Origin of the sequence: Mesorhizobium sp. WSM3879, assembly GCF_002294915.1 — a bacterium.
GTDB lineage: Bacteria > Pseudomonadota > Alphaproteobacteria > Rhizobiales > Rhizobiaceae > Mesorhizobium.
Genome location: NZ_NSFZ01000001.1, coordinates 694,623 through 721,469, shown reverse-complemented (window position 1 = coordinate 721,469; position 26,847 = coordinate 694,623). Strand labels below are relative to the sequence as shown.

Genomic DNA, 26,847 nt, shown 5'->3' with positions numbered 1-26,847 from the left:
CTGTCCGCAACCGGAGACTTGGCCGGCGGCCCTCGATCCGCACGATAGACGGTTAACGCGCGGCGCCGCAAGTGAGGCAGGGGCGGCCTCCTGACTGGCCCGAACGGCGCCCCTCGGCAAGCGCGTCGTGGAGCGGTTCCATTTGGCTGGAGACGCGCTATCCGATGCGCGCGTCGATGATCTCGACGAAGCGCGCGAAGAGGCCGGCCTGCGACTTGATCTTGAGCTTGCGATAGATGTTGCGGCGATGGACCTTCACGGTCCCTGGGACGATCCTGAGCGCCCTGGCGATCGATTCCGTCGAGTGACCTTGGAGCACCAGGTCGACGACCTGTTTCTCGCGCGAGGTCAGCGACAGACTTCGCCAGATATGGGCGCGATCCAGCTCATTGGTCACCGCCGCGGCTTCGCCCGGCGGCGCAACCGTGGTCTCTTCGGCAGGCAAGGCTGGCCAGCGCTGTCGGCAGAAGCCGACCACCGCGGGAGCCATGTCGCGCAACAGCCTAGCGTCGGCTGTTCCGAACGGCCCCGAGGCGCGCAGCCGCATCAGCGACAGCACCAGCGCATCCTTGCCGGCCAGCGGAACGAAGAAGCCGACCTCCTCGGCGAGCCGGGTCTGGCTGTAGTACGAGCGGTAGTACTCGCTGGCATAGAAGCGGTCCGGCGCCAACTCGCGCATGCGCCAGAAGCCTTCCCTGCGCTCGACCGCGGCGTGATGGAAGGGGTCGAGCAGATAGGGCCCTTCCTGATAGAGCGCGACGAAGATGTGGCTTTCGGCCGGCGAGAAGGTCTCGAACAGAAGCGGCGGCCGCGCAGCACCCCGATAGCCGAAGACGACGCAGTGATCGAAGCGGACATGCCCGCGCAGCCAGCCGACGATCGCCTTGCCGAAATGATCGCCGGTCTCGCGCGCCGCGGCAATCACGGCGCCGAGCGCGTTGTAGTCGTCGCTGCGGGAGGCGCTCAATTCATACCCCTCGAAATGCTAAAATCAATTAAATATACCACCCGCGAGGTATATACTAGGCGCCATTGGCTCTGCTAGCTTTGCAAAGATTGCCTCACGCTGTCGCTGGAGCCCGTGGCTTGACTGCAGTGCCCGATATCGAGTTTCGCGCGGTCACCAAGCGCTACGGCGCCGTCACGGCGGTCAGCGGCATCGACCTTGCCATCCCGCCCGCGGCCTTCGTCGCCCTGCTCGGACCATCCGGCTGCGGCAAGACGACATGCCTGCGTATGATCGGCGGCTTCGAGCAGCCGAGCGAGGGGCAGGTGCTGATCCGCGGCCGCGACATGGCCGGAACGCCGCCTTACCGGCGTCCGGTCAACATGGTGTTCCAGCAGTACGCGCTGTTTCCGCATCTCGATGTCGAGGAGAACATCTCCTACGGACTGCGCCAGGCAAGGCCGCGTCTGTCATCGCGCGAGATCAGCCTGAAGGCAGGCGAGGCGTTGGCCATGGTGCAGCTTGCGGGCTACGGACGCCGCAAGATTCACGAGCTTTCCGGCGGCCAGCAGCAGCGCGTCGCGCTCGCCCGGGCGCTGGTCAACAAGCCTGCGGTTCTGCTGCTCGACGAGCCGCTGGCGGCGCTCGACAAGAAGCTGCGCACAGACATGCAGATCGAGCTGCAGAACCTGCAGCGCGAAATCGGCATCACCTTCGTTCTGGTCACCCACGACCAGGAGGAGGCGCTGTCGATGAGCGACTTCGTGTGCGTCATGAATGGCGGCCGCGTGGTGCAAATCGGCCAGCCGAGCGAGATCTATGACGAGCCGGCCGATCTGTTCGTCGCCGATTTCGTCGGCAAGACGAATCTGCTCAGCGGCAAGGTGGCCGGGCTCTCCGGCGACCTCGTCGACGTGGCGCTCGCCGACGGCACGGTGATTTCGGCGCGCAAGCGGGTACCGCTCAGCCGGGGCGAGGCCGTATCCGTCAGCCTTCGGCCGGAATCGCTCAGCCTCTCGGCGCCCGGAGGCGGCGGACTCAAGGGCATTGTCCGGAACCGCATCTTTCTTGGCTCGACCGCGGAATACGCGATCGAAGTGCAGGGCATTGGATCATTGCTTACCAAGACCGATCACGTGACTGGCCGGGGCAACCTTTTCAAGCCGGGCGAACCCGTCGCCATCGGCTTCGCCGCCGGAGCGCCGCTGGCGTTTCCGCGCCCTAAGAACAACGGGACCAACCAGAGGGAAGACCAACATGTCAAAATTCTATCGTGACGGACTGCCGATAAGCCCCGAAAAATTCGTCGACCAATTGATGCGCCTGAAGCGCGGATCGATCAGCCGGCGCGACTTCCTTGGCCTCACCGGTCTTGGCGTCGCGACCGCGGTGATGGCGCGCGAGCTCGGCATCAGGCCGACACCGGCCTTTGCTGCCGAGAACCTCGGCGACCGCATGTCTATCGCCACCTGGCCGAACTATCACGACCCGCAGACCTTCGAGAACTTCAAGGCCGAGACGGGCGTGGCCGTCGAGGTCAACGTCTTCGGTTCGAACGAAGAGATGCTGGCCAAGCTGCAGGCCGGCGGCTCGGGCTGGAGCCTGTTCGTGCCGACCAACTACACCATCTCGACCTATAAGAAGCTCGGCATCATCGAGCCGCTGGACATGGCCAAGCTCGGCAATTTCGACGGCAGCAAGGAAGATGCCCGCTTCACCGCGGAAGGCACGATCGACGGCACGATCTACGCCGTGCCGAAGAACTGGGGCACGACCGGCTTTGCCGTCAACACCAAGAAGCTCGCCAAGCCGATGTCGAGCTGGAAGGAATTCTGGGATACTGCCATGGCGGAAGGCGATGGCCGCACCATGGTGCACGACTACCAGCTGACCACGATCGGCAATGCGCTGAAATATCACGGCTACTCGTTCAACTCGCTGAAGCAGGACGAGCTCGCCAAGGCCGAGGAACTGCTGCTCAAGGTCAAGCCGCATCTGTTCGCGGTGTCGAGCGACTATCAGCCGTCGATGCGCTCGGGCGACGCCTGGATGACGATGTGCTGGACCAATGACGGCGCGCAGCTTCATCGCGATATTCCTGAGATCGCCTATGTGCTCGGCAAGGAGGGCGGCGAGATCTGGACCGACTTCTACGCCATCCCGAAGGACGCGCCGAACAAGCCGGCCGGCTATGCGCTGCTCAACTACCTGATGAACCCGAAGGTCGCCATCAAGGAGCATCTGGCCAATGGCGCGCCCTCGACCGACGCGCGGGTCAACGCGCTGCTGCCGAAGGAGGTGCTCGAGAACCCGATTCTCTATCCGGCCGCCGAGCTTCTGAAGCCGCTCGAGTTCGGCGCCGCCGCGACGCTGACCGATCCGGGCCGCGCCGAGCTGATGGCGCGCTTCAAGGCCGCGTGAATCAGGGCACCAACTCCGGTCAAGTTCTTACCGCCGGCGGGCAGAGGCCCGCCGGCGCCGAAGCGGCTTTTTCAATGCGCGGCAGGTTCCTTCGCAAAAATCTTCTGACGGCCCTGCTGCTCGCTCCGGCGACGCTGTGGCTCGTCGTGTTCCTGGTCTTGCCGTTCGTCGCCATCGCCGTCTTCAGCGTCGGTGAGCGGGCACCCGAGGGCGGCTACCAGGCAGCGTTCACCTTCGCTCAATATGCCAACCTGCCGGCACGGGCGACCGCCTTCTGGAACACGATGGTGCTGGCGCCGGTCGGCGCGCTGGCCTGCCTCCTCGTCGGCTATCCTGTCGCCTACTACCTGGCGCTGCGCGCGCCGCAGCGCTGGCGGCTGATCCTGCTCGCGCTGATCGTCATCCCGTTCTGGACCAGCCTTCTGATGCGCACCTATGCCTGGATGTACATCCTTGGCGGGCGCGGCATTCCCGCCCTGCTCGCCTATATAGGCATCGAGGATCTCAGGCTGATCAACACGCCTGGCGCGGTGCTGCTCGGCATCGTCTATGGCTATCTGCCGCTGATGATCCTGCCGATTTATGTCAGCCTCGAGCGGCTCGACCGGCGGCTGCTCGAGGCTTCCGCCGATCTGGGTGCTACGCCGCTATCGACCTTCCTCGGCGTCACGCTCCGGCTGTCGTTGCCGGGCGTGATGACCGGATTTTCGCTGGTGATGATCCTGCTGCTCGGCGAGTATCTGATCCCCACGCTGCTTGGCGGCGGCAAGGTGTTCTTCATCGGCAACGCCTTGGTCGACCTCTTCCTGCAGTCACGCAACTGGCCGTTCGGATCGGCGATTGCCATCACGCTGGTGCTGGTCTCGGTCGTGGTGCTGATCATCGCCAACCGCATCTCGACCCGGCTTTCCGGCGCCCGCCGCGTGGACCTGATCTGATGCGCGCCTTCGTCGTTGCCGTCTTTGCGTTCCTCTATCTGCCGATCGCGCTGGTCGTGCTGTTCTCCTTCAATGCCGGCCACCACGCCAGCGAGTTCACCGGCTTCTCCGAGCAATGGTACGGCAAGGCGCTGTCGAACCCGTTCCTGGTCGAGGCGCTGAAGAACAGCCTGTTCATCGCCACCACCAGCGCGCTGCTCGCGGCTTTCTGCGGCACTGCCGCGGCGCTCGGGCTGCAGCGTGTCGGCGCGCGGACAAGGGGCGTATTCGACGCATTGCTGGGTGCCGCGATCGTTGTGCCGGGTGTGGTCATCGGCATTTCGACGCTGGTAGCCCTGGTGCAGCTCTTCGCCGTCGTCAATCCGTTCCTCGCTTCGGTTTGGCCGACCGACCAGCCGCCGCGCCTGGCGCTCGGCTACGGCTCGATCATCGCCGCGCACGGCCTGTTCTCGATGGCGCTGGTGACGATGATCGTCGGCACGCGGCTCAGCAGCCTTGACCGCAACCTGGTCGAGGCCTCGAGCGATCTCTATGCGACACCGTTGACGACGTTCCGCTCGATCGTGCTGCCGCAAATCATGCCGGCGGTGATTGCCGGTTTCCTGCTCGCCTTCACCTTCTCCTTCGACGACTTCATCATCGCCTTCTTCGTCGCCGGCGCGCAGACGACTTTGCCGATCTATGTCTTTGCTTCGATCCGACGCGGCGTGACGCCGGAGATCAACGCCATCGCGACGATCGTGCTCGCCGCCTCGGTGCTGCTCGTCCTGCTCGCGCAATGGCAGCTCGGCCGACGAAAACCATCGCCTTGAAAGACAGATCCATGATTTTGAAAGATCGCATCGCCGTGGTGACGGGCGCCGGGTCGGGCATCGGGCGCGCCGGCGCCATGATCATGGCGCGGGAAGGGGCTGTCGTGGTGATCGCCGACCGGGATCCGGCGGCAGGCGAGGCCACGGCGGCCGCTATCCGCGCAGCCGGCGGCCGCGCCGAAGCGGTTGCGACTGATGTCGGCAACGACACGGCGGTCGAGGACCTCATAGCGGGAACGCTCGGCAAGCACGGCCGGATCGATATCCTGCACAGCCATGCCGGCATCCAGGTCGGCGGCACGCTGACGGAAGTCAGCACCGACGGCATGGACGCGTCGTGGCGGATCAATGTGCGGGCGCAGTTCCTCGCGGCGAAGACCGTCATGCCGGCGATGATCGCGCAGGGCGGCGGCGTCATCCTCAACACTGCGTCCAATTCCGGCGTCTTCTACGATCGCGAGATGATCGCCTATGCCACGTCCAAACATGCGGTGGTGGCGATGACCAGGCAGATGTCGCTCGACTACGCCAAGCACAATGTGCGCATCAACGCGCTCTGTCCGGGCTGGGTCGACACGCCGTTCAACGAGCCGTTCATCACCCAGATGGGCGGGCGCAACGCAATTGAAAACTATGTCCGTACCAAGATCCCGATGGGGCGCTGGGCGAGCGCGGAGGAGATCGCCGAAGCAATCCTGTTCCTGGTCTCCGACCGCTCGTCCTTCATGACCGGCCAGGCGCTGGTCGTCGACGGCGGCGAAAGCATCGGCTGAGGCGCGCTTGGCGAGCGATCTACCGGTCGACGGGATTTCCAAATGCCGGATCGCGGCGTCGCGAGTAGGTGTCGATACGCGGCAGATCGTCGGAAAATTCCAGCCAGGGCAGACGCAGCCGCCAATAGGCGTGGGCTTGTGGCCGAAACCGTTCCGGATGGTCAAGGAAGCCGATCGTGACATAAAGCTCGTCGTTCAGTCCCTCGTCGCGATAGGCGATCGAGGTGCCGCATTTCTCGCAGAAGCTGCGGACGATGCCCCGGGTCTTCGAGAATTCCCTGGGCTGGCCGCGGGTCAAGCGGAACTGGTCCGGCCGGTAACCGATCCAGATGGTCAGCGGGCTTCCGATCGCCCGGCGGCAGTCGTCATCATGGTCGAAGCAGATCCAGAACGGATCGCCCTGCATCTCGGCCGCGATCGCTCCGCAAAAACATGCCCCCGTTTCGATCCTGCTTTCCATGCCATCGCTCCTGATCGTGCTGAATTCCGTCGGCCGCGCTGTGCGCCGGTGGCGTGCTCACTGGGAACATCAAAACCGGCAGCGGGTTCCTTCGGCCGTGCAACGCGCGGAGCTGCCCCAGCGGGTGGGCTTGCGCCGGAAGCAACGATCGGTCAAACCATAGTCGAGGTTCCTTGAAGAGGTTTGCCGCGCAAATGGCAAAAAGACGCTCCGGCTCTCGGCTGTTTTCAATTTCGGCCGCAAGAAACCGTCTTTCGGCGGGGCATCACTAGTCATGCGCTGTTGCCGGCACGAGAATCTGCAACGCGCGGAGGAGACCAAGGTCGGTTCCCACGTCGTTCGCGACGGCTGGACCGAGGGGTATGCGGAGCGCTCGATCCGGCCTGTTGGCCAGCCATCAGGCGGGCGTCCGTCGTTCAGATCACGTAGCTTACTCAGCGCTCAAACCGAAACGGACGTGCCCGCCGAAGCGATTTCTCCTTCGTACGGACATGACCGATGCCTGACAAACTGAATTTCTCATTTCCCAGCGCCGATCCGCAAAGCTGGCTGACCACGCATGGAATAAGCGAGGTCGAGTGCCTCGTGCCCGATGTCAACGGTGTGCTGCGCGGCAAGGCCTTGCCGGCGGCCAAGTTCCTGAAGTCGCTCGAGGACCGTGCGCTCTACCTGCCCAGTAGCGCTTTCCTGGTCGCGATCGACGGCCGCTATTCCGGCTCCATCGATGAAGGGTTCGCCTATCAGGACCCCGACATGCGCATGGTGCCCGACCTGTCGACGCTCAGCGTTGCGCCGGGCGGCGGAGCCGGCAAGGCCTATGTCTTTGCCGATACGTTTCACATGGACGGCCGGCCGTGGATGGCTTCGCCGCGCCATGTGCTGAGGGCCGTGCTCGATCTTTACCGCCGGCGCGGCTGGCACGCCGTGATGGCGCCGGAGCTCGAATTCTACCTCACGGCGCCAAATCCCGATCCGGATCGGCCGCTGACCGCGCCAGTCGGGCGCAACGGACGGCCCGAAAGCGTGCAGCATCCCTACGACATGCAGGCACTGGAGGAGTTCGAAGCGGTGACGCGTCGCCTCTACGACCACGCCGCGGCCGCCGGCCTGCCGCTCGACACGCTGATCCACGAATCCGGCACGGCGCAGCTCGAGATCAACTTCCTCCATAGCGACCCGCTGGCGCTGGCCGACAAGGTGCTGTTGTTCAAGCGCATGGCCAGGCAGGCGGCGCAAGCGAGCGGCATGCATGCCACCTTCATGGCGAAGCCGATCGCGGCGCAGGCCGGCAGCTCGATGCATCTGCACATGTCCATCATCGACGAAGGCGGCGAGCCCCTGTTTGCCGGCAAAGACGGCGAGGACACAGAAATGTTCGCGCACTTCATCGGGGGCCTGCAGAAATACGTGCCTGAAATCATGCCGCTGTTTGCACCGAACGTGAACTCGTATCGCCGCATCCGGCCGGGCCACAGCGCGCCGGCCAATATTGAATGGTCGCATGATAACCGCTCCTGCGGCTTGCGGGTGCCAATGGGCGGGCGCGCCGCGCGGCGGGTGGAGAACCGGCTGCCCGGCGCCGACGCCAATCCCTACCTCGCCATGGCCGGCTCGCTCATCGCCGGATATCTCGGCGTCGAGGAGAAGCTGGCCCGCTCGCCGGAGGCCTTCGGCAACGCCTATCGCAGCCAGAGCACGCTGCCCAAGACCATGGAGGAAGCGCTCGACCGTTTCGCCGCCTGCGAGCCGGTGCGGCCGCTACTCGGGGAGGATTTCTTCCAAACCTATCTGCGCGTGAAAAGCGTAGAGCTCGACCTGTTCCAGACCGTGGTGACGTCGTGGGAACGCGACCATCTGCTGCTCAAGGTGTGACCATGGCTTCGACGGGTTTCAATTCCGGTCTTGATATCGGCAAATCCTATTATGTGGCGACTGCCAATGCGGCGCCGGACCATCCGGCGCTTACCGGCGATGCAGAAGCCGACCTGGTGGTCGTCGGTGGCGGCTGCACCGGGCTTTCGGCGGCGCTCCATGCGGCCGAACGCGGCCTTAAAGTGGTGCTGCTCGAAGGCGGCAAGATCGGCTGGGGTGCCTCTGGGCGCAATGGCGGCCAGATAATCCCCGGTCTGCGCAAGGGCGCCAAGGAGCTGGTCAGGGCGTTCGGGCCGGAGCGGGCGAAGGCGCTGTTCGACCTCGCCTTCGAGGCGCGAGGCTTGGTGCTCGACATTATCGAGCGCCACGGCATCGAGTGCGACTTGCGGCTGACCGGCCATCTGGTCGGCGCGGTCAACGGCTCCGACATGCGCGAATTCGAGGAGGAGGCCGAGTGCCTCGCCAAGGTGATGGACTTCCCGCATGTCGAGATCCTGTCGGCGGCGGAGGCGCGGCGCATGGTCGATACGCCTTATCTCGGTGCATCCTTCGAGACGCTCGGCGGACACATGCATCCGCTGAACTACACGCTGGGGCTCGCCGGGGCCGCTTCTGCCGCTGGCGTCACCATCCACGAGAACTCGGTCGCCGTCCGGCTGGAGCGCGAGCCCGCTATCCGGGTGTTCACCGACAAGGGTTCGGTCCGTGCCAGGCATGTGGTGCTGGCCGGCGATGCGCTGCTCAACGGGCTCGAGCCGCGCGTCAACAGCCGCATCATGCCGATCGGCAATTACATCGTCGCTACCGAGCCGTTGGGCGCGCGCAACGTCATCCCGTCCAACGCCGCGGTTTCGGACACGCTTTTCGTGGTCAATTACTACCGCATGTCCGCGGATGGCCGCCTGCTGTTCGGCGGCGGCGAGCGCTATACGCCCTCGCCGCCCGCCGACATTGCCGGCTTCGTGCGGCCGCATATGGAAAAGACCTTCCCACAGCTTAGGGGGTGCCGGATCGACCATGCCTGGGGCGGGCTCGTGTCGGTGACGACGTCGCGCCTGCCGCATGTCGGGCATTATGGCGAGGTTTATTTCGCGCATGGCTATTCCGGCAAGGGCGTCATCCTGTCGACGCTGTCGGGCAAGCTGCTCGCGGAAGCGATCACCGGCGATGCCTCGCGGCTCGACCTGTTCTCGACGCTGACGCCGCTGCCGTTCCCCGGCGGCACGGCGCTGCGCGGGCCGCTCTATGTGCTCGGCATGCTGTGGTATGCGATGCGGGATCGCCTCAGGCATTGAGGCGCCGACTTTCCCGTCGGTGCCGGCGACGAATCCAGCGCGAAACTGCACGTCGTCGCCAAAATCAAATCGTCGGCTTGCTAGGTGTCGCGGTTGGTCAGCGCGATGTGGCAGCAGCCGGAGCCGTGGCCCGGCGTCCAGGTCACGTTGGCGAAGCGCACGCCGGTTGCTTCGAACAGACCGCGGTCGAAGGCGCCGGCGATGCGGCAGAGGGTGGCAATCTTTTCCTCTCCGACGCCGGCCTCGACCCAGGCATCCTTCAGCGGGCAGCGCTTCACCTTGAAAGCGATGCGGTCCGGCCCGCGCTCGACCTCGGTCGGATACATGCGCCCGCCATCCGGGCTGATGGAAAGGAACGCCTCGCCGATCGCCAGCGCATCATTGGGGCCGAAACCGGCGAAAGCGGCCGCTGCAACTTCCCGGCCGCGCTTTTCGATGGTGCGGATCATTAATGCTTCGGCCTTCTCGGCGCCAAGCTCGGCGGTCAGCTCATCGAGGAAGAGGCGATAGAGATCGCCCCGGTTGCGAAAGGCGGAGTCGAGCTCGCGCGACAGTTTTTCGGCAATGGCTGCGTCGGAGTCGGTCATGGTGTTTTGATCCTATTCAGCCTCGGGGTTGCCGCCACCAGCGCCTTGCCGACCGCCGATTGCGGGCTGGCGATGACGGTGCGGGCGTCGCCGCTCTCGGCGACCCGGCCGGCTTCGAGGAGAACGATGCGATGCGCGAGGGCGCGGATTACGCCGAGATCATGCGAAATGAAGAGATAGGCGATCCGTTCCTGTCTTTGCAGGTCGAGCAGCAAGTCCAGGATCTGTCCGCGCACCGAAACGTCGAGCGCCGAGACCGCCTCGTCGAGGACGATCAGCGACGGTCGGGTGGCGATGGCGCGGGCGATCGCTACCCGCTGGCGCTGGCCGCCGGAAATCTCGTGGATCGCGCGCGCGGCAAGGCCGGCATCGAGGCCGACCCGCTCCAGCAGGGCTGCTATGCGGCGCGGGCGCTCCGAGCGCGAGGCGATGCCGTGGATGCGCAACGGGTCGTCCAGCGCACGCGTCACTGTGGAGCGCGGGTTAAAGGCGGCGAGCGGATCCTGGAAGACCATCTGGAGGCGGGCACGGCGGGCGCGCAACGCGGCGCCCGACAAGTTAAGGAAGTCTGTGCCCTCGAATTGGATGCGCCCGGCGTCGGGCTCGAGCAGGCGCAGCACCAGCCGCGCAACGGTCGACTTGCCACTGCCGGACGGACCGGCGAGGGCCAGCGTTTCAGCCGGGCCGATCTCAAACGAGACATCGTCGACGGCCGCAAAGGGTTTGCCGCCGCGGCGATAGCGCTTGGAGAGATTGGAGACGGCGAGCACGGTCATGCCGAGGCGCCTTGCCGGTCAAGAAGCGGCTTGGCGTCGAGGCCGAGATGGGCATCGAGCAGCGTGCGCGTATAGGCATGGCGCGGCGCGTTAAGGATCTGGTCCGTGTCGCCCAATTCGACCAACTCGCCATGACGCAGCACCGCGATGCGTTCGGCGAGCGTGGCGGCGAGCGCGATGTCGTGGCTGATGAAGGCGAGCGTCAGGCCGTCCTCGTTGACCAACCCGCGGATCAGGGAAACGATCTCGGCCTGGACGATGGTGTCGAGCGCGCTGGTCGCCTCGTCGGCAATCAGCAGTTTCGGGGCGGCGGCGATGGCCGCGGCGATTGCAACGCGCTGCTTCTGGCCGCCGGACAGCTGGTGCGGATAGGCGCGCAAGACGGCTTCGGAGTCGGGCAGGCGGACGCGTCCGAGCAGGGTTTGGGCTTTGGCATAGGCCTCGCGCCAGGTGAGGTTGAGATGCGTGCGTGCGACCTCGGCGATTTGCTTGCCGACCGGTATCACCGGGTCGAGGCTGGAGGAGGGGTCCTGGAAGACGAAGCCGATGTCGCGGCCACCTAAGGGCTGAAAATGCGAAGCTGTCACGGAATGAGACGATCGAGGTTTCTGCCACTCGATCGAACCTCCAACCTCGGCCGCTTCCGCCAACAATCCCGCAACCGCCAGCGCCAGCGTGCTCTTGCCCGAGCCGCTCTCACCGATGATCGCAAGGCGTTCCCCGGCTTCCACATCAAGGCTGATGCCCTTCAGCGCCGTTGCCTCGACGCCCTCGCGCCGATACCGCACCGTCAGATCGCGGATCGAAAGCAGCGCAGTCACGAGAGGCTCCTGCGTACCGCGGTGCTTTCCACCACGCCCTCGCCGGCGAGGTAAACGCCGAGAACGGTCAGCACCAGCGCGATACCGGGAACGATCGACAGGAAAGGCGCGGTGCGCAAGACAGTGCGGCCTTCGGCGATCATGCCGCCCCAGGTGACGCGGTTGGGATCACCGAGGCCGAGGAAGGAAAGCGCTGCTTCGGTGAGGATGGCGGCCGCGACGATCACCGAAGAAAGCGCCAGCACCGGCGGCAGCGCATTGGGCAGCACCTCGCGAAAGGCAATCTCGAGCGGATGCATGCCGATGACACGAGCGCCGGCAACATAGTCGCGCTCGCGGATCGACAGGACTTCCGCGCGCGCCACCCGCGCCGGCCCGGTCCAGGCGCCGAGCGCGATGGCCGCGATCACCACTCCAAGCGAGGGGCCGACGATGCTGACGAAGGCCAGCGCCAGCAAAAAACTAGGCACGGTCTGGAAGGCGTCGGTGATGCGCATCAGCACCTCGTCGATCAAGCCACCGGCGAAACCGGCCAGCGTGCCCACCACCGCGCCGACCAGAAGCGCCGCGGCGGCCGCCGCTAGTCCAACCGCCAGCGAGGTGCGCGCGCCGTGGAAAAGTTCGGCCAGCACGTCGCGGCCGAGCCGGTCGGTGCCGAGCGGCAGCGACCAATTTTGCAACGGCGGCAGCAAGGCCGGGCCGGCGATCGCTTGCGGGTCGCCCCGAAAGAGCAGCGGCGCTGCCAGCGCGATCGCGACGAGCAAGGCGAGGATGAGTGCGCCGGCGATCGCTTCCGGCGTCTGGAAAAAGCGATGCAGCCTCTTCATGCGACCGCCTCGCCGGCACCGACGCGCGGATCGAGGATGGCGTAGGCGAGATCGACCAGGAGGTTGATGACGATAACGAGCACGGCGCTCACCAAAATGATGCCGAGCAGCAGCGGCGTGTCGCGTCCGGCGACGGCTTCCTGCGCCAGCCGGCCGAGGCCGGGGACGGCAAAGACGCTTTCGATGACAACGCTGCCGCCCAGCATCTGCGCCGATTGCAAGCCGAGCATGGTGACCAGCGGCAGCAGCGCGTTGCGGGCGACATGCGCAAGCACGATGCGCCGGCGCGGCAAGCCCCTGGCACGGGCGGCAAGCACGAAATCCTGCCGCCAGGCTTCCGCCATGCCGGCGCGCATCATGCGCAAATAGAGCGCGAGATAGATGAAGCCGAGCGCCGAGACCGGCAGCACAAGATGGGCGGCGATGTCGCCGGCCCGCGCCACCCCGGTCTTGGCCGATGCGACGGTCTCGATGCCGCCGATCGGCAGCCAGCGCAGGTCGACGGCAAAGACGACGATCAGCACAAGGCCGAGCCAGAACCCCGGCACGGCGTAGAGCGCGAGCGAGCCGATCGACAGGAAGCGGTCGCGAAAGCTTCCGGGACGCGCGCCGGCATAGATGCCGAACGCCGAGCCGAGGCCGAAGGAGAGCGCGATGGCGCTGCCCATCAGGATGAGCGTGGTCGGCAGGCGTTCGAGGATGACGTCGCGGATCGGCCGCGAGAAGGTGACGGACTGGCCAAGGTCGAGGTGCAAGAGCGCCCAGAGATAGTTGGCGAGCCGGGTCAGCTCCGACTGGTCGAGGCCCCAGCGGTGGCGCAGCAATTCGATCATGCCGGCATCGCCGCCGGTCGAGACGATATAGGCGTCGACCGCGTCGCCGGGGGCAGCTTCGAGCAGCAGGAAGCTGCCGATGACGACGATCAGCAGCACGAAGACGCTGCCGACGAGACGGCGGCGCAGGAGGGTGAGGGCTCGGGTCATGGCGACGCCATATCAGGGCCAACCCTTGGATGCCGCGTCCGGCAGGACAGAGGGGGGCGACGGAACTCTCATTCTCAAAGCTCAGCACCCAGGCAGGCAATCCGCAAGTGCGGATCAACCCGCCAAAAAGGTGTCCGCCCAGTTCGATACCGCCCAGCGCGGGTTGTTGGCGATGTTGCCGACAGTGTCGCGGGCGACGGAAATGAAGCTCCACTCGGCGACGTTGATCAGCGGCAGGTCGGCCGCCACCATTTTCTGGAATTCCTTGTAGAGCTCGGTGCGGGCGGATGTGTCGAGCGTCTCTGACGCTTTGGCGATCAGCGCATCCAGGTCGGCGTTCTTGTAGCCACCCTGGTTGGAGAAGGGCACGCCGTCGGGGATGCCGCTCTGCACCAGGATGGTGGTCGAGATCGCCGGGTCGCCTCGGAACACCGGCGGGCCGACGGCGAGGTCGAAGGCATGGTCGGTATAGACCGCCTTCATATGGGCGGCCGAGTCGTTATTGACGATTTGGGCGTCGATGCCGATTACGGCTAGCGCCTGGCGCAGGTAATCGCCGAACTGCTTGGTCTCATTGAAGTAGGGCGCCGGCAGCAGCTTCAGTGCAAAGCGCTTGCCGTCGTCGGCCCGTTTGTAGCCGGCCTCGTCGAGCAGCTCGTTGGCCTTGGCGACGTCGAAGGGGTAGATCGGGACGTCAGCAGTGTAGAATTGCGGATCGTTCTTCGGCACCGGACCGGTTGCGGTCGCGGCGTAGCCGAGGAAAATTGTCTTGACGACGAAATCCTTGTCGATGGCATGCGCGATCGCCTGCCGCACTTTCAGGTCCGCCAGTTCCTTGCGGCGATGGTTGATCTCGACGACGAGCTGGTAGGTCAGCCCCTCATAGCCCTTGGTGATGACCTTCAGACCCGGCACCTTTGAGATGCGGTCGAGGTCGGCGAGCGGCACGGCGGAGAAGGCGGCGAGCTGGATTTCTTCCGCCTCGAGCGCCGCAGCCGCAGAGGTTCGGTCGGGCAGCACCTGGAAGACGATCTCGTCGAGATAGGGCTCGTCCTTGTCCCAATAGGCATCGTTCCGGGCAAGCCGATAGTACTGGCCGGCCTTGTATTCGGCGAATTTGAACGGGCCGGTGCCGACCGGAGCGTTGTTGGCCGGGTTGTCCTCGATCTTGCCCATCTCATAGACGTGCTTCGGCACGACGCTGCTCAATGCCGGCAGCGCGTTGCGGATCAGCTGGAACGGCGTCGGCTTGGCGAATTTGAACACGGCCGTAAGCTTGTCGGGCGTGTCGACGGCTTCAAGGTCCTTGAACACCGTGCGGCCGAGATTCTGCAGAGGCTTCCAGACCTGCAGCGCGGAGAAGGCGACGTCGGCGGAGGTGAAGGGCTTGCCGTCATGCCATTTGACGCCGTCGCGCAACTTGAAGGTCACCGACCGGCCGTCGGCCGAGCCTTCCCAGGAAAGCGCAAGGCGCGGCTGAAGCCCGTCCTTGCCGTCGAAGGAGGCCTCAGCCAGCGTCTCGACCACCTTGCTGGAGATGAAGAAGACGCCGTTGGAAGCGACAATAGCCGGATTGAGGTTGCGCGGCTCGGAGTCGGCGGCCACGATCAACCTGCCACCCTTCTTCGGCGTCTGCGCCCGGCCGATGGCCGGCAACGCGGTCGAGGCCAGAAGCAGTGCCGAGCCGGCCAGCAGGCCGCGGCGTGAAATCGGCAATCCGGACATCCTCAAGCTCCCCTCTTCACCCGCGACCGGCGCGGGCAACCTCAAAATCAGCGGGATTATGGCCCTTGGGAAAGGTTTCGCCAGAGACGGATTTGGCGCATGCTGGCTTGGCTCTGAAATTTTCGTCCGCTGGACCAGTTATATTCGGTCTGCGGTCGCGACTATCTGGTAGGACCAGACTAAGCCGTACGCGGCCTCAGGCCAAGTAGGAGAGGGCGGGATCAGGCGGATGCTGTCAACGCTGGCTGGACCAGAACGGTCAAGATGGTGCAGATTTGGCCGCAAACGGCAGTTTCAGGATGTTTGACTGCTTGAGCGGCCGAGGAAATCAGGGAGGGAATGATGAACATCGCTCCGGGCAAAACCGAGGCCAGCGGCATCCCGTTCGACCAGGCCCGGGTGGACCGGCTGATGGAGGAGGCCGGCATCGATGTGCTTTTCGCCACCTCCAAGCACAACACGCAATATCTGCTCGGCGGCTACAAGTTCATCTTTTTCGCGGCGATGGACGCCATCGGCCATAGCCGCTACCTGCCGATCGTCCTCTATGAAAAAGGCGGGCCGGAGCATGCGGCCTATATCGGCAACAAGATGGAAGGCGGCGAGCACGAGAACCATCCGTTCTGGACACCGACATTGCATGCGGCCTGCTGGGGCACGCTCGACGCCGCCAACCTTGCCGTCGAGCATCTGCAGAAGATCGGCAAGGGTGCTGCCCGCATCGGCATCGAGCCTGCTTTCCTGCCCTCGGACGCTTACTCGCTGATCCGCAAGGCCTTGCCGGATGCAAAGCTGATCGATGCCACCGGCATGCTGGAGCGCATGCGCGCCGTCAAGACCGAGGCCGAACTGGAGAAGCTGCGCATCGCCTCGGAACTGATCACCGATTCGATGCTGGCGACGATCGCCTGGGCGCGCGAGGGCACGACCAAGACCGACATCATCGAGCAGTTACGGCGCGAGGAGACCAATCGCGGCGCGCATTTCGAATATTGTCTGCTGACACTGGGTGCCAGCCACAACCGTGCTGCGTCGAGCCAGGCGTGGAAGCAGGGCGAGGTGCTGTCGATCGATTCCGGCGGCAACTATCACGGCTATATCGGCGACCTCTGCCGCATGGGTATTCTTGGCGAGCCGGATGCCGAGCTCGAGGATCTGCTGTCCGAAATCGAGTCGGTGCAGCAGGCCGCGTTCTCCAAGGTCAAAGCCGGCACGCTCGGCGGCGACATGATCGCGCATGCCGAGAGCGTGCTGAAAGCCTCGAAGGCCGCGGCCTATACGGATTTCTTCGCTCACGGCATGGGGCTGATCACGCATGAAGCGCCGTTTTTGATGACCAACCATCCGGTCACCTATGAAGGCACCTATGCGGCCAAGCCGCTGGAAAAGAACATGGTGCTTTCGGTCGAGACCACCATGCTCCACCCGACGCGCGGCTTCATCAAGCTCGAGGATACCGTGGCGGTGACCGATACAGGCTATGCGATGTTCGGCGATCGCGGGCGTGGGTGGAACAGGGGTGGGGTAGCCTAGAGCGCGCTCGGGAAACCAATCACTCCGAATGACCGAGTTCAAACCTCGGGGCGGCTTCTGCGGATTGATGGGAAACAAGCTTCGTCGTGCGCGCCCGCCGTCCCGGGTGTATCTTGCTACTTGAGTTGTGGCCCGGCGCCTCCTACCAGACCGATTACGTCGGGCCGGTAGCAGGAGGAAGTTATGGCAGACGTAACATCAAGAAATCAGAACTCCGAGCTCATTCGGCGGGGTTACGCCGCCTTCAACTCTGGAGACATGGACACGCTTGCGCAAATCATCGACGAGAAATGCACGTGGCACAGCCCGGGAAGGAATCCGATCGCCGGGGACTACAAAGGCCGTGAGGCCACTTTTGCCCAGTTCGGCCGTTATGGCGGGCAAACCCTTGGCACCTTCAGGGCGAATCTTCTGCATGTCATGGAAAGTGAGGACGGACGTGTAGTCGGCGTCCATCGCAATACCGGGGAACGCAACGGCAAACAGCTTGATGTGCTCTGTTGCATCGTCTTCGACATCAGGGCCGGCAAGGTAGTCGATGGCCGGGAACACTTCTACGACCTCTACGCCTGGGATGCATTCTGGGCTTAGCCTGGAGGTGCTATTCGCGGCAACTCGCACGAGACTGTTCGCGATGCCTCCGCACACCTGTTCGCTGGGCCCCGTACATACCTCGAAAGGTGATTGCCAAGCAAACCGGTGGGCGAATAACGCCCGCAAGCGATTTGCCATCAATTGCTTGCCTCTCGCGGCAGCAGCTTGAAATCCGGCAGGTCACGCAGCGCCAGCTCGGGGCCGGCCGGCGAATAGACGACGAAAAGCTGCATCGGCTGATCGCCCGTGTTGAGCGTCGAGTGGAAGCGGCTTTCCGGCACATAGACGGTGCAGCCGGGACCGACCTTGGCGACCACCGGATTGCCCTTCTCGTCCTCGACCATCTGTTCGCCATGGCCGGAGATCACGAAGATGATCTCCTCCGCGCCCGGGTGGTTGTGGCGGGTGTGCCCCTTGCCGGGCGGCAGGTCGACGACGCCGCCGGAGAAGCGCTCCGCGCCGTTCACTTCCGGCGCGACCGTGAGGGCCAGCTTGCCCCAGTCGAAGCCGAAGGCGCTGACCTCCTTCGGATAAACGAACACCTTGCTCTTGTCGGCCATTGCCTCATCCCTTGCTAGTTGCTGGCATTTTCGCTTTGCCGATTGCCGCTGCCTTGAAATCCGCCGTCTGCCTGGCGATCGCCGCCTCGGCCGGCAGCCGTTCCATCGAGCTTGCGCCGTAGAAGCCGTGCAGTCCTTCGCAGCGCTCGAGGATGTAGCGCGCGTCATGGGGCATGGAGATCGGCCCGCCATGGCAAAGCAGGATGACGTCCTTGCGCACCGAGCGCGCGGCGTCGGCAATGGCGTCGATCTCCTCGACGCAGGCATCCAGCGACTTCGCCGAGGTCGCGCCGATCGAGCCGCCTGTCGTCACGCCCATATGGGCTACGACCACGTCGGCGCCCGCCTTGGTCATGGCGCGCGCCTCGTCGGGGTTGAAGACGTAAGGCGTGGTGAGCAGGTCGAGCTTGTGCGCCTCGGCGATCATGTCGACCTCGAGGCTAAAACCCATGCCGGTCTCCTCGAAACTCTGCCGCATGGTGCCGTCGAAGAGGCCGATGGTCGGAAAATTCTGCACGCCGGAAAAGCCCATCGTCTTCAGTTCGGCGAGAAACAGCGGCATGATGACGAAGGGGTCGGTTCCGTTGACGCCGGCCAGCACCGGCGTCTTCTTTACCACCGGCAGCACCTCATAGGCCATTTCCTTGACGATCTCGTTGGCATTGCCATAGGCGAGCAGGCCGGCGGCCGAGCCGCGCCCGGCCATGCGGTAACGGCCGGAATTGTAGATGATGATGAGATCGATGCCGCCGGCTTCCTCGGCCTTGGCCGACAGGCCGGTACCGGCACCGCCGCCGACGATCGGAACGCCATCGGCGATCATCTTGCGGAACCTTTCCAGTATGGTTTTGCGCGGGATGGCGGCCATGTTTGTGGGATCTCACTTCTTGGCGATGTCGAGGAAAGCCTCGGCCGCGGCCTTGGCGAATGCAGGATCGTTGATGTGCAGCGGCAGGCGCGTCACGATACGGTTCCCGGTCGGCTTGATGGTGTGCTCGATGGCCTCGAACAGCGCCGCATCGGCTTGCGGATCGAAGAAGGCGCCGCCTTCGACATCGAGCGCCGACACGCCTTTTTCCGGGATCAGGAAGCGCACCGGGCCGTCGCAACGGGCGAGGCGGCCGCCGATCCATTCGCCGATCCGGCGGCTCTCCTCGGCGGTAGTGCGCATCAGCGTGACATTCGGATTATGCTCATAGAACAGCCGCCCGCGATATTTGTCGGGGATGGTCGGCGCCGCCCAGAAGTTCACCATGTCGAGCGCGCCGACCGAGCCGACATAGGGCAGTCTCGTGCGAGCAATGGCGCCGAAGCGGTCCTCCGTCGCCGGCAGCACGCCGCCGAACAGCAGATCGCAGACCTCGGTTGTAGTGATGTCAAGGACGCCGGCGAGCAGGCCGCTATCGGCAAGCTTCTCCATCGAGCGGCCACCTGTGCCGGTGGCGTGGAAGACCATGCAGTCATAGTCGGCGCGCAAGCGCTCGACGATTGCCGTGACACAGGGCGTGGTGACGCCGAACATGGTCAAGCCGAGGGCAGGCTTGCCGGCAGTTGACGGGGCCGGCCTCGCCGCCATGCCGGCGATCGCCTGGGCGGCGTTGTGCAGCACGACGCGCGACAGACGATTGAGGCCGGCCATGTCGGTTACCGACGGCATCATGACGATGTCGGAGACATCGACATAAGGCGCGGTGTCGCCGGAGGCCAGCGTCGAGACCATGATCTTCGGTAGACCGAGCGGTAGCGCGCGCATCCCGGCGGTGACAATCGATGTGCCGCCGCCGCCGCCAATGCCGATCACGCCGGCGACGTCGTCGCGCGATTGGATGAAGCGGATAAAGGCGACACCCATGCCGGCAACGGCGAGTCCGCGGTCGTCAGTGCCGAGCACGGCGCCGGCTCCATCGGGATGATGCGCGGCGACCTCGCTTGCCGCGACATCCACCGGGACGGTCGCGCCGCGTGTGCCGATATCGACGCGGACGACCGAGCCGCCGCCGGCGGCGACGGCGTCGGCCAGGAAGGCAAGCTCCTCACCCTTGGTGTCGGCGGTGCCGACCACATAGATACGCTTCATTCGCCTTTCCCCGTCGTCTCCTCGGTTAGCCGGCCTGCTCGGCGGTGCGGCCTGCCGCTTCGGGCCCGGCGCTTGGTCCGGCCATTGCAATTTTTTGAGACGCGCGTATCGTATTGATATGGATGTCTCACGTCAACAAGCCGCTTCCGATGACGCCGAGCAGCTGAGAGCCGGGAAGGGGGCCCGCGCCCGTACCAGGCGGCTGATGCTGGAAACGGCGACGCGGCTGATGCAGTCCGGCGTGACGCCTTCGGTCAGCGAGGTTGCAGAGGCTGCGGAAGTGTCGCGCGCGACCGCCTATCGCTACTTTCCGAGCCAGGCCGCGCTGGTGCAGGCGGTCGTCGACGAGGGGCTCGGACCGATCCTGACCTGGAAATCGAATTCGCAAGATCCGGAACAGCGGGTCGCCGAACTCTTCGCCTCCGCCATGCCGCGCATCGAGGCTTTCGAGGCGACGTTCAAGGCGGCGCTCAAGCTTTCGCTCGACCAGTGGGCGAGACAGCAGGCTGGCACGCTAGGCGCCGAACCGGCTTTCAAGCGCGGCCATCGGGTCTACCTCCTGAAGGACGCGATCGCTCCGCTCAAGGGTCAACTCAAGCCACGCCAGTTCAAGCGTCTTGCCCAGGCGCTGTCGATGATGTTCGGTGTCGAAGTGCTGATCGTGCTGAAGGATATGTGGGGGCTGGACAGCCGTGACATGATGGCGGTCGCCGAGTGGGCGGCGGGCGCGCTGGTGCGCGCGGCGGTGGCGGAATCAGGAGCGAAGGCGACTGGAGGTTCTGCATCAGCTGAAATAGACATGCCCTGAATCTGGTTCGACCAGATTGGAGAGGATGTCAACAACAATGACTGCAATACATCGCAGGAGACAAGGTCTCCGCATATCGAAGAGTAGGAAAAATTATAGAAAACAGAGAGATATCGCTTTGAGCGGCTTGTGGAGCCGTTTTGGACTGCACAAGAAAGAACTTGACGTCCCTCTTGAATTGGTAATACCAGATCAGGACGCGTAAAGCGGAGCGAAGGTGAAGGTTGCGATCGATTTTTCCGGCCGGGCGAGGAGGCCCGAACCGGAAAATGCCGTCACAGGAGGAACTGCCAGGGCCGACCGCTATGCCGGCCCGCATGACAAGGTAGAAGGCGCACAAGGGAGGAAAACTATGCGCAAGATAGTGACCAGCGTGATCGCTGGTATCGGGCTGGCGCTTGCCTGCGGGACATCCGTCCGCGCGCAAGACAAGGAACTCACCATCTTCTGGGCGGAATGGGATCCGGCGAACTATCTGCAGGAACTCGTCAACGACTACACGGCCGAGACGGGCGTGAAAGTCACGGTGCAGACCACGCCGTGGCCTGATTTCCAGACCAAGGCCTTCACCGAGTTCAACGCGCATGGCGACGCCTACGACATGGTGGTCGGCGACTCGCAATGGCTGGGCGCCGGCTCGACGCAGGGCCACTATGTGGATCTGACCGACTTCTTCAACAAGCATAAGCTTGGCGATGTGATGGCGCCCGCGACCATCAAATATTATGCCGAGTACCCGGGCGGTTCCGGCAAGTACTGGGCGATCCCGCTGGAAGGCGATGCGATCGGCTGGTCTTACCGCAAGGACTGGTTCGAGGAGCCGAAGGAGAAGGAAGCCTTCAAGGCGAAGTACGGCTACGACCTCGATGTTCCGAAGACCTATGCGCAGCTGCGCGACATCGCCGAGTTCTTCCATCGTCCGGACCAGAAGCGCTACGGCGTCGCGATCTACACCGACAACTCGTATGACGCGATGGCGATGGGCGTCGAAAGCGCGATCTTCAGCTATGGCGGCGATCTCGGCGACTATGCGACCTACAAGGTCGACGGCATCACCAATTCCAAGGAGGCCGTCGCCGGCCTCGAAATGTACAAGGAACTCTACAAGTTCACGCCTCCCGGCTGGGGCAAGACGTTCTTCGTGGAAGACAACCAGGCGATCACCGGCGGGCTCGCCGCGATGAGCATGAACTTCTTCGCCTTCTTCCCGCCGCTGGTGAACAAGGCCACCAACCCCTATGCCGACGTGACCGGCTTCTTCGCCAACCCGGCCGGTCCGGACGGCAAGCGCTTCGCCGCTCTCGGCGGCCAGGGCATCTCCGTCGTCTCGTACTCGAAGAACAAGGACGAGGCGATGAAATTCCTTGAGTGGTTCATCAAGGACGAGACCCAGAAGAAGTGGGCCGAGCTCGGCGGCTATACCTGCAGCCAGGCCGTGCTGAAGTCGGAGGCCTTCCAGAACGCTACGCCGTATAACAAGGCCTTCTACGACACGATGTTCATGGTCAAGGACTTCTGGGCAACGCCTGAATATGCCGAAGTGCTCGATCAGCTGAACCAGAACATCTATCCGTTCGTAGTCGGCGGCAAGGGCACCGCCCAGGAAGCGCTCGACAAGACCGCCGCCGACTGGAAGGCGACGTTCACCAAATACAACCGCTACAAGTAGGCGTCACAGTCAGAATGCCGGAGGAGGGTTTCCCCTCCGGCATTCCTGTTTTCAGGGAGAACGACCGTTGGCTTCGGTAGCCCTTACCAATCTTGATCCAGCATCCAGGGCCGCCGCGCGAGGCTGGTCGGATCTGACCATCCGCAACATGTTCATCATCCCGACGCTGGTTTTCCTGATCGTCTTCAACATTTTTCCGCTGATCTATTCGCTCGGCTATTCCTTCACCAACTTCGCCGCGAACCGCAGCGAGCCCTGGCAGTTCGTCGGCCTGCAGAATTACCGCGAGCTGCTCAGCGACGATCACATCTGGTCGAACTTCGTCATCACCGCGAAATATGTGATCGTGTCGGTGGCCGGGCAGATGATCGTCGGCTTCGGCCTCGCGCTTCTGCTCAACCGCAGCTTTCCGATGAAGGGCCTGATCACGACCTTGCTGTTGCTGCCGATGATGATGTCGGCGGCGGTCGTCGGCCTGTTCTGGCAGCTGCTCTACAGCCCGTCCTGGGGCCCGATCAATTACGTCTTCGGCCTCGGCGACTTCGCCTGGCTCTCCAATCCCGACAGCGCGCTCTACGCCGTCGCGATCACCGACATCTGGATGTGGTCGCCCTTCGTCATGCTGCTGTCGCTCGCCGGCCTGTCGGCGGTGCCGCAGCACCTCTACGAAGCCGCCGCGATCGACCGCGCCAGCTGGTGGTACACCTTCACCCGCATCACGTTGCCGCTGGTCTCGCCGATCCTTTTGATCGCGCTGATCTTCCGCACCATGGAAGCCTTCAAGACCTTCGACATCGCCTACACGATGACGACCCAGCCGACCGCCGAGCTGATCGCGATCCGGCTCTACAAGCAGGCCTTCCAGCAGTGGGACACCGGCAAATCCTGCGCGCTCGCCTACATCGTGCTGATCATGGTGCTGGCCATCACCAACCTCTACGTGAAGTATCTCAACAAGGTGAAGGAGCGTTGAGATGGCCGCTGTCCGCACTTCTTCCGAGGTCGCGCTCAACCGTGTCGCCATCGCCGCGGTGCTGATCGCCACGCTGGTCTTCCTCGCACCGATCTATTGGATCGCCTCGACGGCATTCAAGCCGAAGGAGCTCGCCGTCAGCGTGCCGCCAACCGTGCTGTTCGAGCCCGAGGTGACGCCGTTCGTGCGGCTCTTCACCAAGCGCGTGCAGATGCAGAAGACCGTCGACCCGCAAGTCTACGAAGCCGCGCCCTGGTGGGAAAAGCGCATCTACGACGGCGGCGAGCGGGTGCTGAAGGTCGGCAAGGACGTGCAGCTTTCGCAATATCCCGACCGGTTCATGAACAGCCTGATCGTGGCGGTGGTCAGCACCGTTCTCGCCGTCGGCATGGGAACCTTCACCGCCTACGGCTTCTCGCGCTTCAAGATCGCCGGCGAGGCGGACCTTCTGTTCTTCATCCTGTCGACGCGCATGCTGCCGCCGGTGGTCGTCGCCATTCCGATGTTCCTGATGTACCGGGCAGTTGGCCTCAACGACTCCCATATCGGCCTGATCATCCTCTACGTCGCCTTCAACCTTTCCTTCTCGGTCTGGCTGATGAAGGGCTTCATGGATGAGATCCCGAAAGAGTATGAGGAGGCAGCACTTGTCGACGGCTATACGCGCATGCAGGCCTTCTTCAAGATCGTTCTGCCCGAGGCCGCAACCGGCATCGCCGCCACCGCCGTGTTCTGCTTCATCACCGCCTGGAACGAGTACGCTTTCGCGCTGATCATGACCAACCGGCGCGCCCAGACGGCGCCGCCCTTCATCCCATCGCAGATCGGCTCCGGCCTGCCGGACTGGACCACGATCGCGGCGGGCACGTTCCTGTTCCTGCTGCCGGTTGCGATCTTCACCTTCCTGCTGCGCAACCACCTGCTTCGCGGCGTGACTTTCGGAGCGATCCGCAAATGAGTTTTCGCGCCGTCAACGAGAAGTACCTTTTGCCGGCATCGCAGATCCTCATGGTGCTCGGCATCGTCGCGCTCTGCCAGCCATGGAGCCTCAGCCTGCATTCCTATGGGGTGACGATCATCCTGATCGGGCTGATCGGCTTCAACATCACGTCGAAAATCGCACCGGAGCAGAGAGAGGAAACCGGCGCCGTGACGCATGAGGGGGCCGGGCAGTGACGCAGATCGAACTTCGCGGCATCGAGAAATTCTTTGGTGCGGTCCAGGTCATCCATAATCTGAACCTCGCCATCGCCGACAACGAGTTCATCGTGCTGCTTGGACAGTCGGGCTGCGGCAAGACGACGACGTTGCGCGCGATTGCCGGGCTCGAGACGATCGATAAGGGCGACATCCTGATCGACGGCCAGGCGGTGCAGCATCTGAAAGCTGCAGACCGCGACATCGCCATGGTGTTCCAGTCCTTCTCGCTCTATCCGCATATGACGGTGTTCGAGAACATCGCCTTTCCGTTGCGGGCCACGCGGATGAGCAGCAGTGAAGTCGACACCTCGGTGCGCGAAATCGCAAGGGTGTTGCGGATCACCGACCTGCTCGACAAGCGGCCGTCTGCGCTTTCGGGCGGCGACATGCAACGCGTGGCGATCGGCCGCGCGCTGGTGCGGCGGCCGAAGGCGATGCTGATGGATGAGCCGATCGGCGCGCTGGACGCCAAGCTGCGCGAGGAAATGCGGGCCGAGATCAAGCGGCTGCACATCAAGCAGGGATCGACCACGATTTATGTCACCCACGACCAGATCGAGGCGATGAGTCTGGCCGACCGCATCGTCATCATGCACGAGGGCTTCATCCAGCAGGTCGGCACGCCGGACGAGGTCTACTCGCATCCGGCAAACCTGTTCGTGGCGCAATTCGTCGGCAGCCCGGTGATGAACATCGCCGAGGCGAGCGTCGCCGATCAGGCCGGCGCCGCCTCCGTCAGCGTCGGCGGTGCGCCGACGGGTTTCGAGTTCCCGCGCGAGCTCCTCTCCAGGCTCAACGGGCATTCCAATGGTGGCTTGACGCTCGGCATCCGTCCGGAAGGCGTGCTCGTCCGGCATGATGCCGCTCCCGGCTACGTGCCGGTCGAAGCGCAGATCATCGAGCCGCTCGGCTCCTTCGACATTGTCGACCTCAAGGTCGGCTCCAAGATGCTGCGCGCCCGCACCAAGGCCGGCTACGTGTCGGGTCCGGGCGAGAAGGTTCATGCCCGCATCGACCCCGAGCAGGCGCATTTCTTCGACACGGCAAGCGGCAAGTCGCTGGGAGTAAGGCTGTAATGGCCCATATCGAACTGAAGAACATCACCAAGAAGTTCGGCGGCCATACCGCGCTGACGGGTCTCAACCTCAATATCGCCGATGGCGAGTTCTTCGTGCTTTTGGGCGAAACCGGCGCCGGCAAGACGACGACGCTCCGGATGATCGCCGGCCTCGAGAAACCGACCGAGGGCCAGGTCTTCATCGACGGCGTCGACGTCGCCGACTGGAGCGCGGCCGAGCGCGACGTGGCCTTGGTGCTGCAGCAATATTCGCTCTATCCGCGCTACACGGTGCGGCAGAATCTCGAGTTTCCGCTGAAGCCAAAGATCCGCCGGCTGCCGGATGCCGAGATCAAGGACCGCGTCGCGCGCGCCGCCCGCACGCTGCGCATCGAGCACCTGCTCGACCGCAAGACCGACCGGCTCTCCGGTGGCGAGATGCAGCGAGTCTCGATCGGCCGCGCGATCGTGCGCAAACCACGCGTGTTCCTGATGGACGAGCCGCTGTCGGCGCTCGACGCCAAGCTACGCGAGGCGCTGCGCACGGAATTGAAGAACCTGCAGATGCAGCTCGGTGCCACCTTCCTGTTCGTCACCCACGACCAGATCGAAGCGATGTCGATGGGCGACAAGGTCGGCGTGCTGAACCATGGCCGCATCGTTCAGACCGGCACGCCGCAGGAGATCTACAACAATCCGCGCGATACCTATGTCGCAAGCTTCGTCGGCTCGCCGCCGATGAACCTCATCGACGGCACGCTGGTCGACGACCGCGCGGTGATGGCGCCGATGAGTTTCGAATTGCCGGTTGGCGGGGGGGCCAGGGCTTCTTGGGGGCTAAAGACGGGGGGCGCGACCGACGGTCGCCCGCTCGTCTTCGGCATCCGTCCGGAGGACGTCTACCTGGAAGGCGGCGCGCCGGTCGAGGCCCGCGTCCACGATGTCGAGAACCACGGCGTCGAAAAGATTGTGACGCTGAGGGTCGGCGACACGATGCTGCGCGCCACGGTGCCGGCGAGGACCAGTGTCGAGATCGAACAGCCGGTCCGCTTTGCCTGGAACGCGGACAAAGTGGTGCTGTTCGATAAGGGCACCGGCGTCAGCTTGCGGCACGCCGGATAGCGGGCGGACCGGCCGAAT

27 protein-coding genes are annotated in these 26,847 nt (G+C 64.2%); 16 read left to right on the top strand and 11 right to left on the bottom strand.

The features are described 5' to 3' along the window. Positions 1-157: 157 nt before the first annotated feature. Positions 158-967: a LuxR C-terminal-related transcriptional regulator gene (locus CK218_RS03475; protein WP_095826835.1), complete on the bottom strand. Its 810-nt coding sequence runs from the start codon at positions 965-967 to the stop codon at positions 158-160. A gap of 119 nt (positions 968-1,086) precedes the next feature. Here CK218_RS03475 and CK218_RS03470 point away from each other — a divergent pair, with 119 nt between their 5' ends. From CK218_RS03470 to CK218_RS03450, 5 genes are all read left to right on the top strand, one after another. Beyond that, positions 1,087-2,223: an ABC transporter ATP-binding protein gene (locus tag CK218_RS03470; RefSeq protein WP_095826834.1), complete on the top strand. Its 1,137-nt coding sequence runs from the start codon at positions 1,087-1,089 to the stop codon at positions 2,221-2,223. Beyond that, positions 2,204-3,367 carry a spermidine/putrescine ABC transporter substrate-binding protein gene (locus CK218_RS03465; RefSeq protein WP_095826833.1) on the top strand — a complete coding sequence of 388 codons (1,164 nt, stop codon included), beginning with the start codon at positions 2,204-2,206 and terminating at the stop codon, positions 3,365-3,367. Before CK218_RS03470 ends, CK218_RS03465 begins: the two co-directional genes overlap by 20 nt. A gap of 74 nt (positions 3,368-3,441) precedes the next feature. Further along, positions 3,442-4,305: an ABC transporter permease gene (locus CK218_RS03460; RefSeq protein ID WP_066990457.1), complete on the top strand. Its 864-nt coding sequence runs from the start codon at positions 3,442-3,444 to the stop codon at positions 4,303-4,305. After that, complete coding sequence (locus CK218_RS03455) at positions 4,305-5,117, top strand: ABC transporter permease (RefSeq protein ID WP_066990030.1); 813 nt, start codon at positions 4,305-4,307, stop codon at positions 5,115-5,117. Before CK218_RS03460 ends, CK218_RS03455 begins: the two co-directional genes overlap by 1 nt. An 11-nt stretch (positions 5,118-5,128) precedes the next feature. Then, the gene (locus CK218_RS03450) at positions 5,129-5,890 is read left to right on the top strand and encodes a glucose 1-dehydrogenase (protein WP_066990027.1); all 762 of its coding nucleotides are present in this window, start codon (positions 5,129-5,131) and stop codon (positions 5,888-5,890) included. A 19-nt stretch (positions 5,891-5,909) separates the two neighbouring features. On the opposite strand, the gene CK218_RS03445 is transcribed toward CK218_RS03450, so the two are convergent. Then, positions 5,910-6,350 (bottom strand): GFA family protein, encoded by a 441-nt coding sequence (locus CK218_RS03445; RefSeq protein ID WP_095826832.1) that lies wholly within the window; start codon positions 6,348-6,350, stop codon positions 5,910-5,912. A gap of 498 nt (positions 6,351-6,848) precedes the next feature. Between CK218_RS03445 and CK218_RS03440 the strand changes: the two genes are divergently transcribed. Both CK218_RS03440 and CK218_RS03435 read left to right on the top strand, forming a co-directional pair. Further along, positions 6,849-8,222, top strand: coding sequence for a glutamine synthetase family protein (locus CK218_RS03440; protein WP_095826831.1), 1,374 nt, complete (start codon positions 6,849-6,851; stop codon positions 8,220-8,222). Positions 8,223-8,224: 2 nt separating this feature from the next. Next, a complete protein-coding gene (locus CK218_RS03435) occupies positions 8,225-9,517 on the top strand; it encodes an FAD-binding oxidoreductase (protein WP_066990019.1) in 1,293 nt (430 codons plus the stop codon). 80 nt (positions 9,518-9,597) lie between these two features. Here the strand turns inward: CK218_RS03435 and CK218_RS03430 are convergent, their stop codons facing one another. The 6 genes from CK218_RS03430 to CK218_RS03405 form a co-directional block, all read right to left on the bottom strand. Next, positions 9,598-10,104, bottom strand: a complete 507-nt coding sequence (locus CK218_RS03430; RefSeq protein ID WP_095826829.1) for an L-2-amino-thiazoline-4-carboxylic acid hydrolase — start codon at positions 10,102-10,104, stop codon at positions 9,598-9,600. Continuing rightward, on the bottom strand, positions 10,101-10,880 hold the full coding sequence (locus CK218_RS03425) for an ATP-binding cassette domain-containing protein (protein WP_095826828.1): 780 nt from the start codon (positions 10,878-10,880) through the stop codon (positions 10,101-10,103). The genes CK218_RS03430 and CK218_RS03425 overlap by 4 nt, the downstream gene beginning before the upstream one ends. Next, positions 10,877-11,701 (bottom strand): ABC transporter ATP-binding protein, encoded by an 825-nt coding sequence (locus CK218_RS03420; protein ID WP_095826827.1) that lies wholly within the window; start codon positions 11,699-11,701, stop codon positions 10,877-10,879. The genes CK218_RS03425 and CK218_RS03420 overlap by 4 nt, the downstream gene beginning before the upstream one ends. Then, positions 11,698-12,528 carry an ABC transporter permease gene (locus CK218_RS03415; protein WP_095826826.1) on the bottom strand — a complete coding sequence of 277 codons (831 nt, stop codon included), beginning with the start codon at positions 12,526-12,528 and terminating at the stop codon, positions 11,698-11,700. Before CK218_RS03415 ends, CK218_RS03420 begins: the two co-directional genes overlap by 4 nt. Continuing rightward, the gene (locus CK218_RS03410) at positions 12,525-13,511 is read right to left on the bottom strand and encodes an ABC transporter permease (protein ID WP_095826825.1); all 987 of its coding nucleotides are present in this window, start codon (positions 13,509-13,511) and stop codon (positions 12,525-12,527) included. The genes CK218_RS03415 and CK218_RS03410 overlap by 4 nt, the downstream gene beginning before the upstream one ends. Before the next feature lie 114 nt (positions 13,512-13,625). Beyond that, the gene (locus CK218_RS03405; protein ID WP_095826824.1) at positions 13,626-15,236 is read right to left on the bottom strand and encodes an ABC transporter substrate-binding protein; all 1,611 of its coding nucleotides are present in this window, start codon (positions 15,234-15,236) and stop codon (positions 13,626-13,628) included. Positions 15,237-15,578: 342 nt separating this feature from the next. Here CK218_RS03405 and CK218_RS03400 point away from each other — a divergent pair, with 342 nt between their 5' ends. Together CK218_RS03400 and CK218_RS03395 are read left to right on the top strand one after the other, a co-directional pair. After that, entirely contained in the window at positions 15,579-16,769 is a 1,191-nt protein-coding gene (locus CK218_RS03400) for a Xaa-Pro peptidase family protein (RefSeq protein ID WP_095826883.1), read from the top strand. 183 nt (positions 16,770-16,952) lie between these two features. Next, positions 16,953-17,360: a nuclear transport factor 2 family protein gene (locus CK218_RS03395; RefSeq protein WP_067318995.1), complete on the top strand. Its 408-nt coding sequence runs from the start codon at positions 16,953-16,955 to the stop codon at positions 17,358-17,360. Positions 17,361-17,500: 140 nt separating this feature from the next. Here CK218_RS03395 and CK218_RS03390 read toward each other — a convergent pair whose 3' ends face one another. The 3 genes from CK218_RS03390 to CK218_RS03380 are packed head-to-tail and all read right to left on the bottom strand — an operon-like array spanning position 17,501 to position 20,000. Continuing rightward, complete coding sequence (locus CK218_RS03390; RefSeq protein WP_067318993.1) at positions 17,501-17,923, bottom strand: cupin domain-containing protein; 423 nt, start codon at positions 17,921-17,923, stop codon at positions 17,501-17,503. Between the two features lie 4 nt (positions 17,924-17,927). Further along, a complete protein-coding gene (locus tag CK218_RS03385) occupies positions 17,928-18,791 on the bottom strand; it encodes a phosphoenolpyruvate hydrolase family protein (protein ID WP_067318991.1) in 864 nt (287 codons plus the stop codon). A gap of 12 nt (positions 18,792-18,803) precedes the next feature. After that, positions 18,804-20,000 carry a Tm-1-like ATP-binding domain-containing protein gene (locus CK218_RS03380; protein ID WP_095826823.1) on the bottom strand — a complete coding sequence of 399 codons (1,197 nt, stop codon included), beginning with the start codon at positions 19,998-20,000 and terminating at the stop codon, positions 18,804-18,806. A 118-nt stretch (positions 20,001-20,118) separates the two neighbouring features. Here CK218_RS03380 and CK218_RS03375 point away from each other — a divergent pair, with 118 nt between their 5' ends. The 7 genes from CK218_RS03375 (at position 20,119) to CK218_RS03345 (ending at position 26,829) form a co-directional block, all read left to right on the top strand. Beyond that, positions 20,119-20,808 carry a TetR/AcrR family transcriptional regulator gene (locus tag CK218_RS03375; RefSeq protein ID WP_095826822.1) on the top strand — a complete coding sequence of 230 codons (690 nt, stop codon included), beginning with the start codon at positions 20,119-20,121 and terminating at the stop codon, positions 20,806-20,808. A 352-nt stretch (positions 20,809-21,160) separates the two neighbouring features. Then, positions 21,161-22,477: an extracellular solute-binding protein gene (locus CK218_RS03370; RefSeq protein WP_095826821.1), complete on the top strand. Its 1,317-nt coding sequence runs from the start codon at positions 21,161-21,163 to the stop codon at positions 22,475-22,477. A 67-nt stretch (positions 22,478-22,544) separates the two neighbouring features. Continuing rightward, the gene (locus tag CK218_RS03365; RefSeq protein WP_095780122.1) at positions 22,545-23,450 is read left to right on the top strand and encodes a sugar ABC transporter permease; all 906 of its coding nucleotides are present in this window, start codon (positions 22,545-22,547) and stop codon (positions 23,448-23,450) included. 1 nt (position 23,451) lies between these two features. Continuing rightward, positions 23,452-24,408: a carbohydrate ABC transporter permease gene (locus CK218_RS03360; protein WP_066989974.1), complete on the top strand. Its 957-nt coding sequence runs from the start codon at positions 23,452-23,454 to the stop codon at positions 24,406-24,408. Continuing rightward, positions 24,405-24,626 carry a hypothetical protein gene (locus tag CK218_RS03355; protein ID WP_066989971.1) on the top strand — a complete coding sequence of 74 codons (222 nt, stop codon included), beginning with the start codon at positions 24,405-24,407 and terminating at the stop codon, positions 24,624-24,626. Before CK218_RS03360 ends, CK218_RS03355 begins: the two co-directional genes overlap by 4 nt. Then, positions 24,623-25,726 carry an ABC transporter ATP-binding protein gene (locus tag CK218_RS03350; protein ID WP_095826820.1) on the top strand — a complete coding sequence of 368 codons (1,104 nt, stop codon included), beginning with the start codon at positions 24,623-24,625 and terminating at the stop codon, positions 25,724-25,726. The genes CK218_RS03355 and CK218_RS03350 overlap by 4 nt, the downstream gene beginning before the upstream one ends. After that, positions 25,726-26,829 (top strand): ABC transporter ATP-binding protein, encoded by a 1,104-nt coding sequence (locus tag CK218_RS03345; protein ID WP_095826819.1) that lies wholly within the window; start codon positions 25,726-25,728, stop codon positions 26,827-26,829. Before CK218_RS03350 ends, CK218_RS03345 begins: the two co-directional genes overlap by 1 nt. Positions 26,830-26,847: the final 18 nt, after the last annotated feature.

Bases quoted from the DNA above. Each gene is read 5' to 3' on its own strand.
- CK218_RS03355 (WP_066989971.1), top strand. From the start codon at position 24,405: ATGAGTTTTCGCGCCGTCAACGAGAAGTACCTTTTGCCGGCATCGCAG.
- CK218_RS03375 (WP_095826822.1), top strand. From the start codon at position 20,119: ATGGATGTCTCACGTCAACAAGCCGCTTCCGATGACGCCGAGCAGCTG.
- CK218_RS03380 (WP_095826823.1), bottom strand. From the start codon at position 20,000: ATGAAGCGTATCTATGTGGTCGGCACCGCCGACACCAAGGGTGAGGAG.
- CK218_RS03460 (WP_066990457.1), top strand. From the start codon at position 3,442: ATGCGCGGCAGGTTCCTTCGCAAAAATCTTCTGACGGCCCTGCTGCTC.
- CK218_RS03395 (WP_067318995.1), top strand. From the start codon at position 16,953: ATGGCAGACGTAACATCAAGAAATCAGAACTCCGAGCTCATTCGGCGG.
- CK218_RS03405 (WP_095826824.1), bottom strand. From the start codon at position 15,236: ATGTCCGGATTGCCGATTTCACGCCGCGGCCTGCTGGCCGGCTCGGCA.
- CK218_RS03370 (WP_095826821.1), top strand. From the start codon at position 21,161: ATGCGCAAGATAGTGACCAGCGTGATCGCTGGTATCGGGCTGGCGCTT.
- CK218_RS03385 (WP_067318991.1), bottom strand. From the start codon at position 18,791: ATGGCCGCCATCCCGCGCAAAACCATACTGGAAAGGTTCCGCAAGATG.
- CK218_RS03425 (WP_095826828.1), bottom strand. From the start codon at position 10,880: ATGACCGTGCTCGCCGTCTCCAATCTCTCCAAGCGCTATCGCCGCGGC.
- CK218_RS03445 (WP_095826832.1), bottom strand. From the start codon at position 6,350: ATGGAAAGCAGGATCGAAACGGGGGCATGTTTTTGCGGAGCGATCGCG.
- CK218_RS03345 (WP_095826819.1), top strand. From the start codon at position 25,726: ATGGCCCATATCGAACTGAAGAACATCACCAAGAAGTTCGGCGGCCAT.
- CK218_RS03390 (WP_067318993.1), bottom strand. From the start codon at position 17,923: ATGGCCGACAAGAGCAAGGTGTTCGTTTATCCGAAGGAGGTCAGCGCC.
- CK218_RS03450 (WP_066990027.1), top strand. From the start codon at position 5,129: ATGATTTTGAAAGATCGCATCGCCGTGGTGACGGGCGCCGGGTCGGGC.
- CK218_RS03415 (WP_095826826.1), bottom strand. From the start codon at position 12,528: ATGAAGAGGCTGCATCGCTTTTTCCAGACGCCGGAAGCGATCGCCGGC.
- CK218_RS03410 (WP_095826825.1), bottom strand. From the start codon at position 13,511: ATGACCCGAGCCCTCACCCTCCTGCGCCGCCGTCTCGTCGGCAGCGTC.
- CK218_RS03435 (WP_066990019.1), top strand. From the start codon at position 8,225: ATGGCTTCGACGGGTTTCAATTCCGGTCTTGATATCGGCAAATCCTAT.
- CK218_RS03440 (WP_095826831.1), top strand. From the start codon at position 6,849: ATGCCTGACAAACTGAATTTCTCATTTCCCAGCGCCGATCCGCAAAGC.
- CK218_RS03400 (WP_095826883.1), top strand. From the start codon at position 15,579: ATGAACATCGCTCCGGGCAAAACCGAGGCCAGCGGCATCCCGTTCGAC.
- CK218_RS03465 (WP_095826833.1), top strand. From the start codon at position 2,204: ATGTCAAAATTCTATCGTGACGGACTGCCGATAAGCCCCGAAAAATTC.
- CK218_RS03360 (WP_066989974.1), top strand. From the start codon at position 23,452: ATGGCCGCTGTCCGCACTTCTTCCGAGGTCGCGCTCAACCGTGTCGCC.
- CK218_RS03430 (WP_095826829.1), bottom strand. From the start codon at position 10,104: ATGACCGACTCCGACGCAGCCATTGCCGAAAAACTGTCGCGCGAGCTC.
- CK218_RS03455 (WP_066990030.1), top strand. From the start codon at position 4,305: ATGCGCGCCTTCGTCGTTGCCGTCTTTGCGTTCCTCTATCTGCCGATC.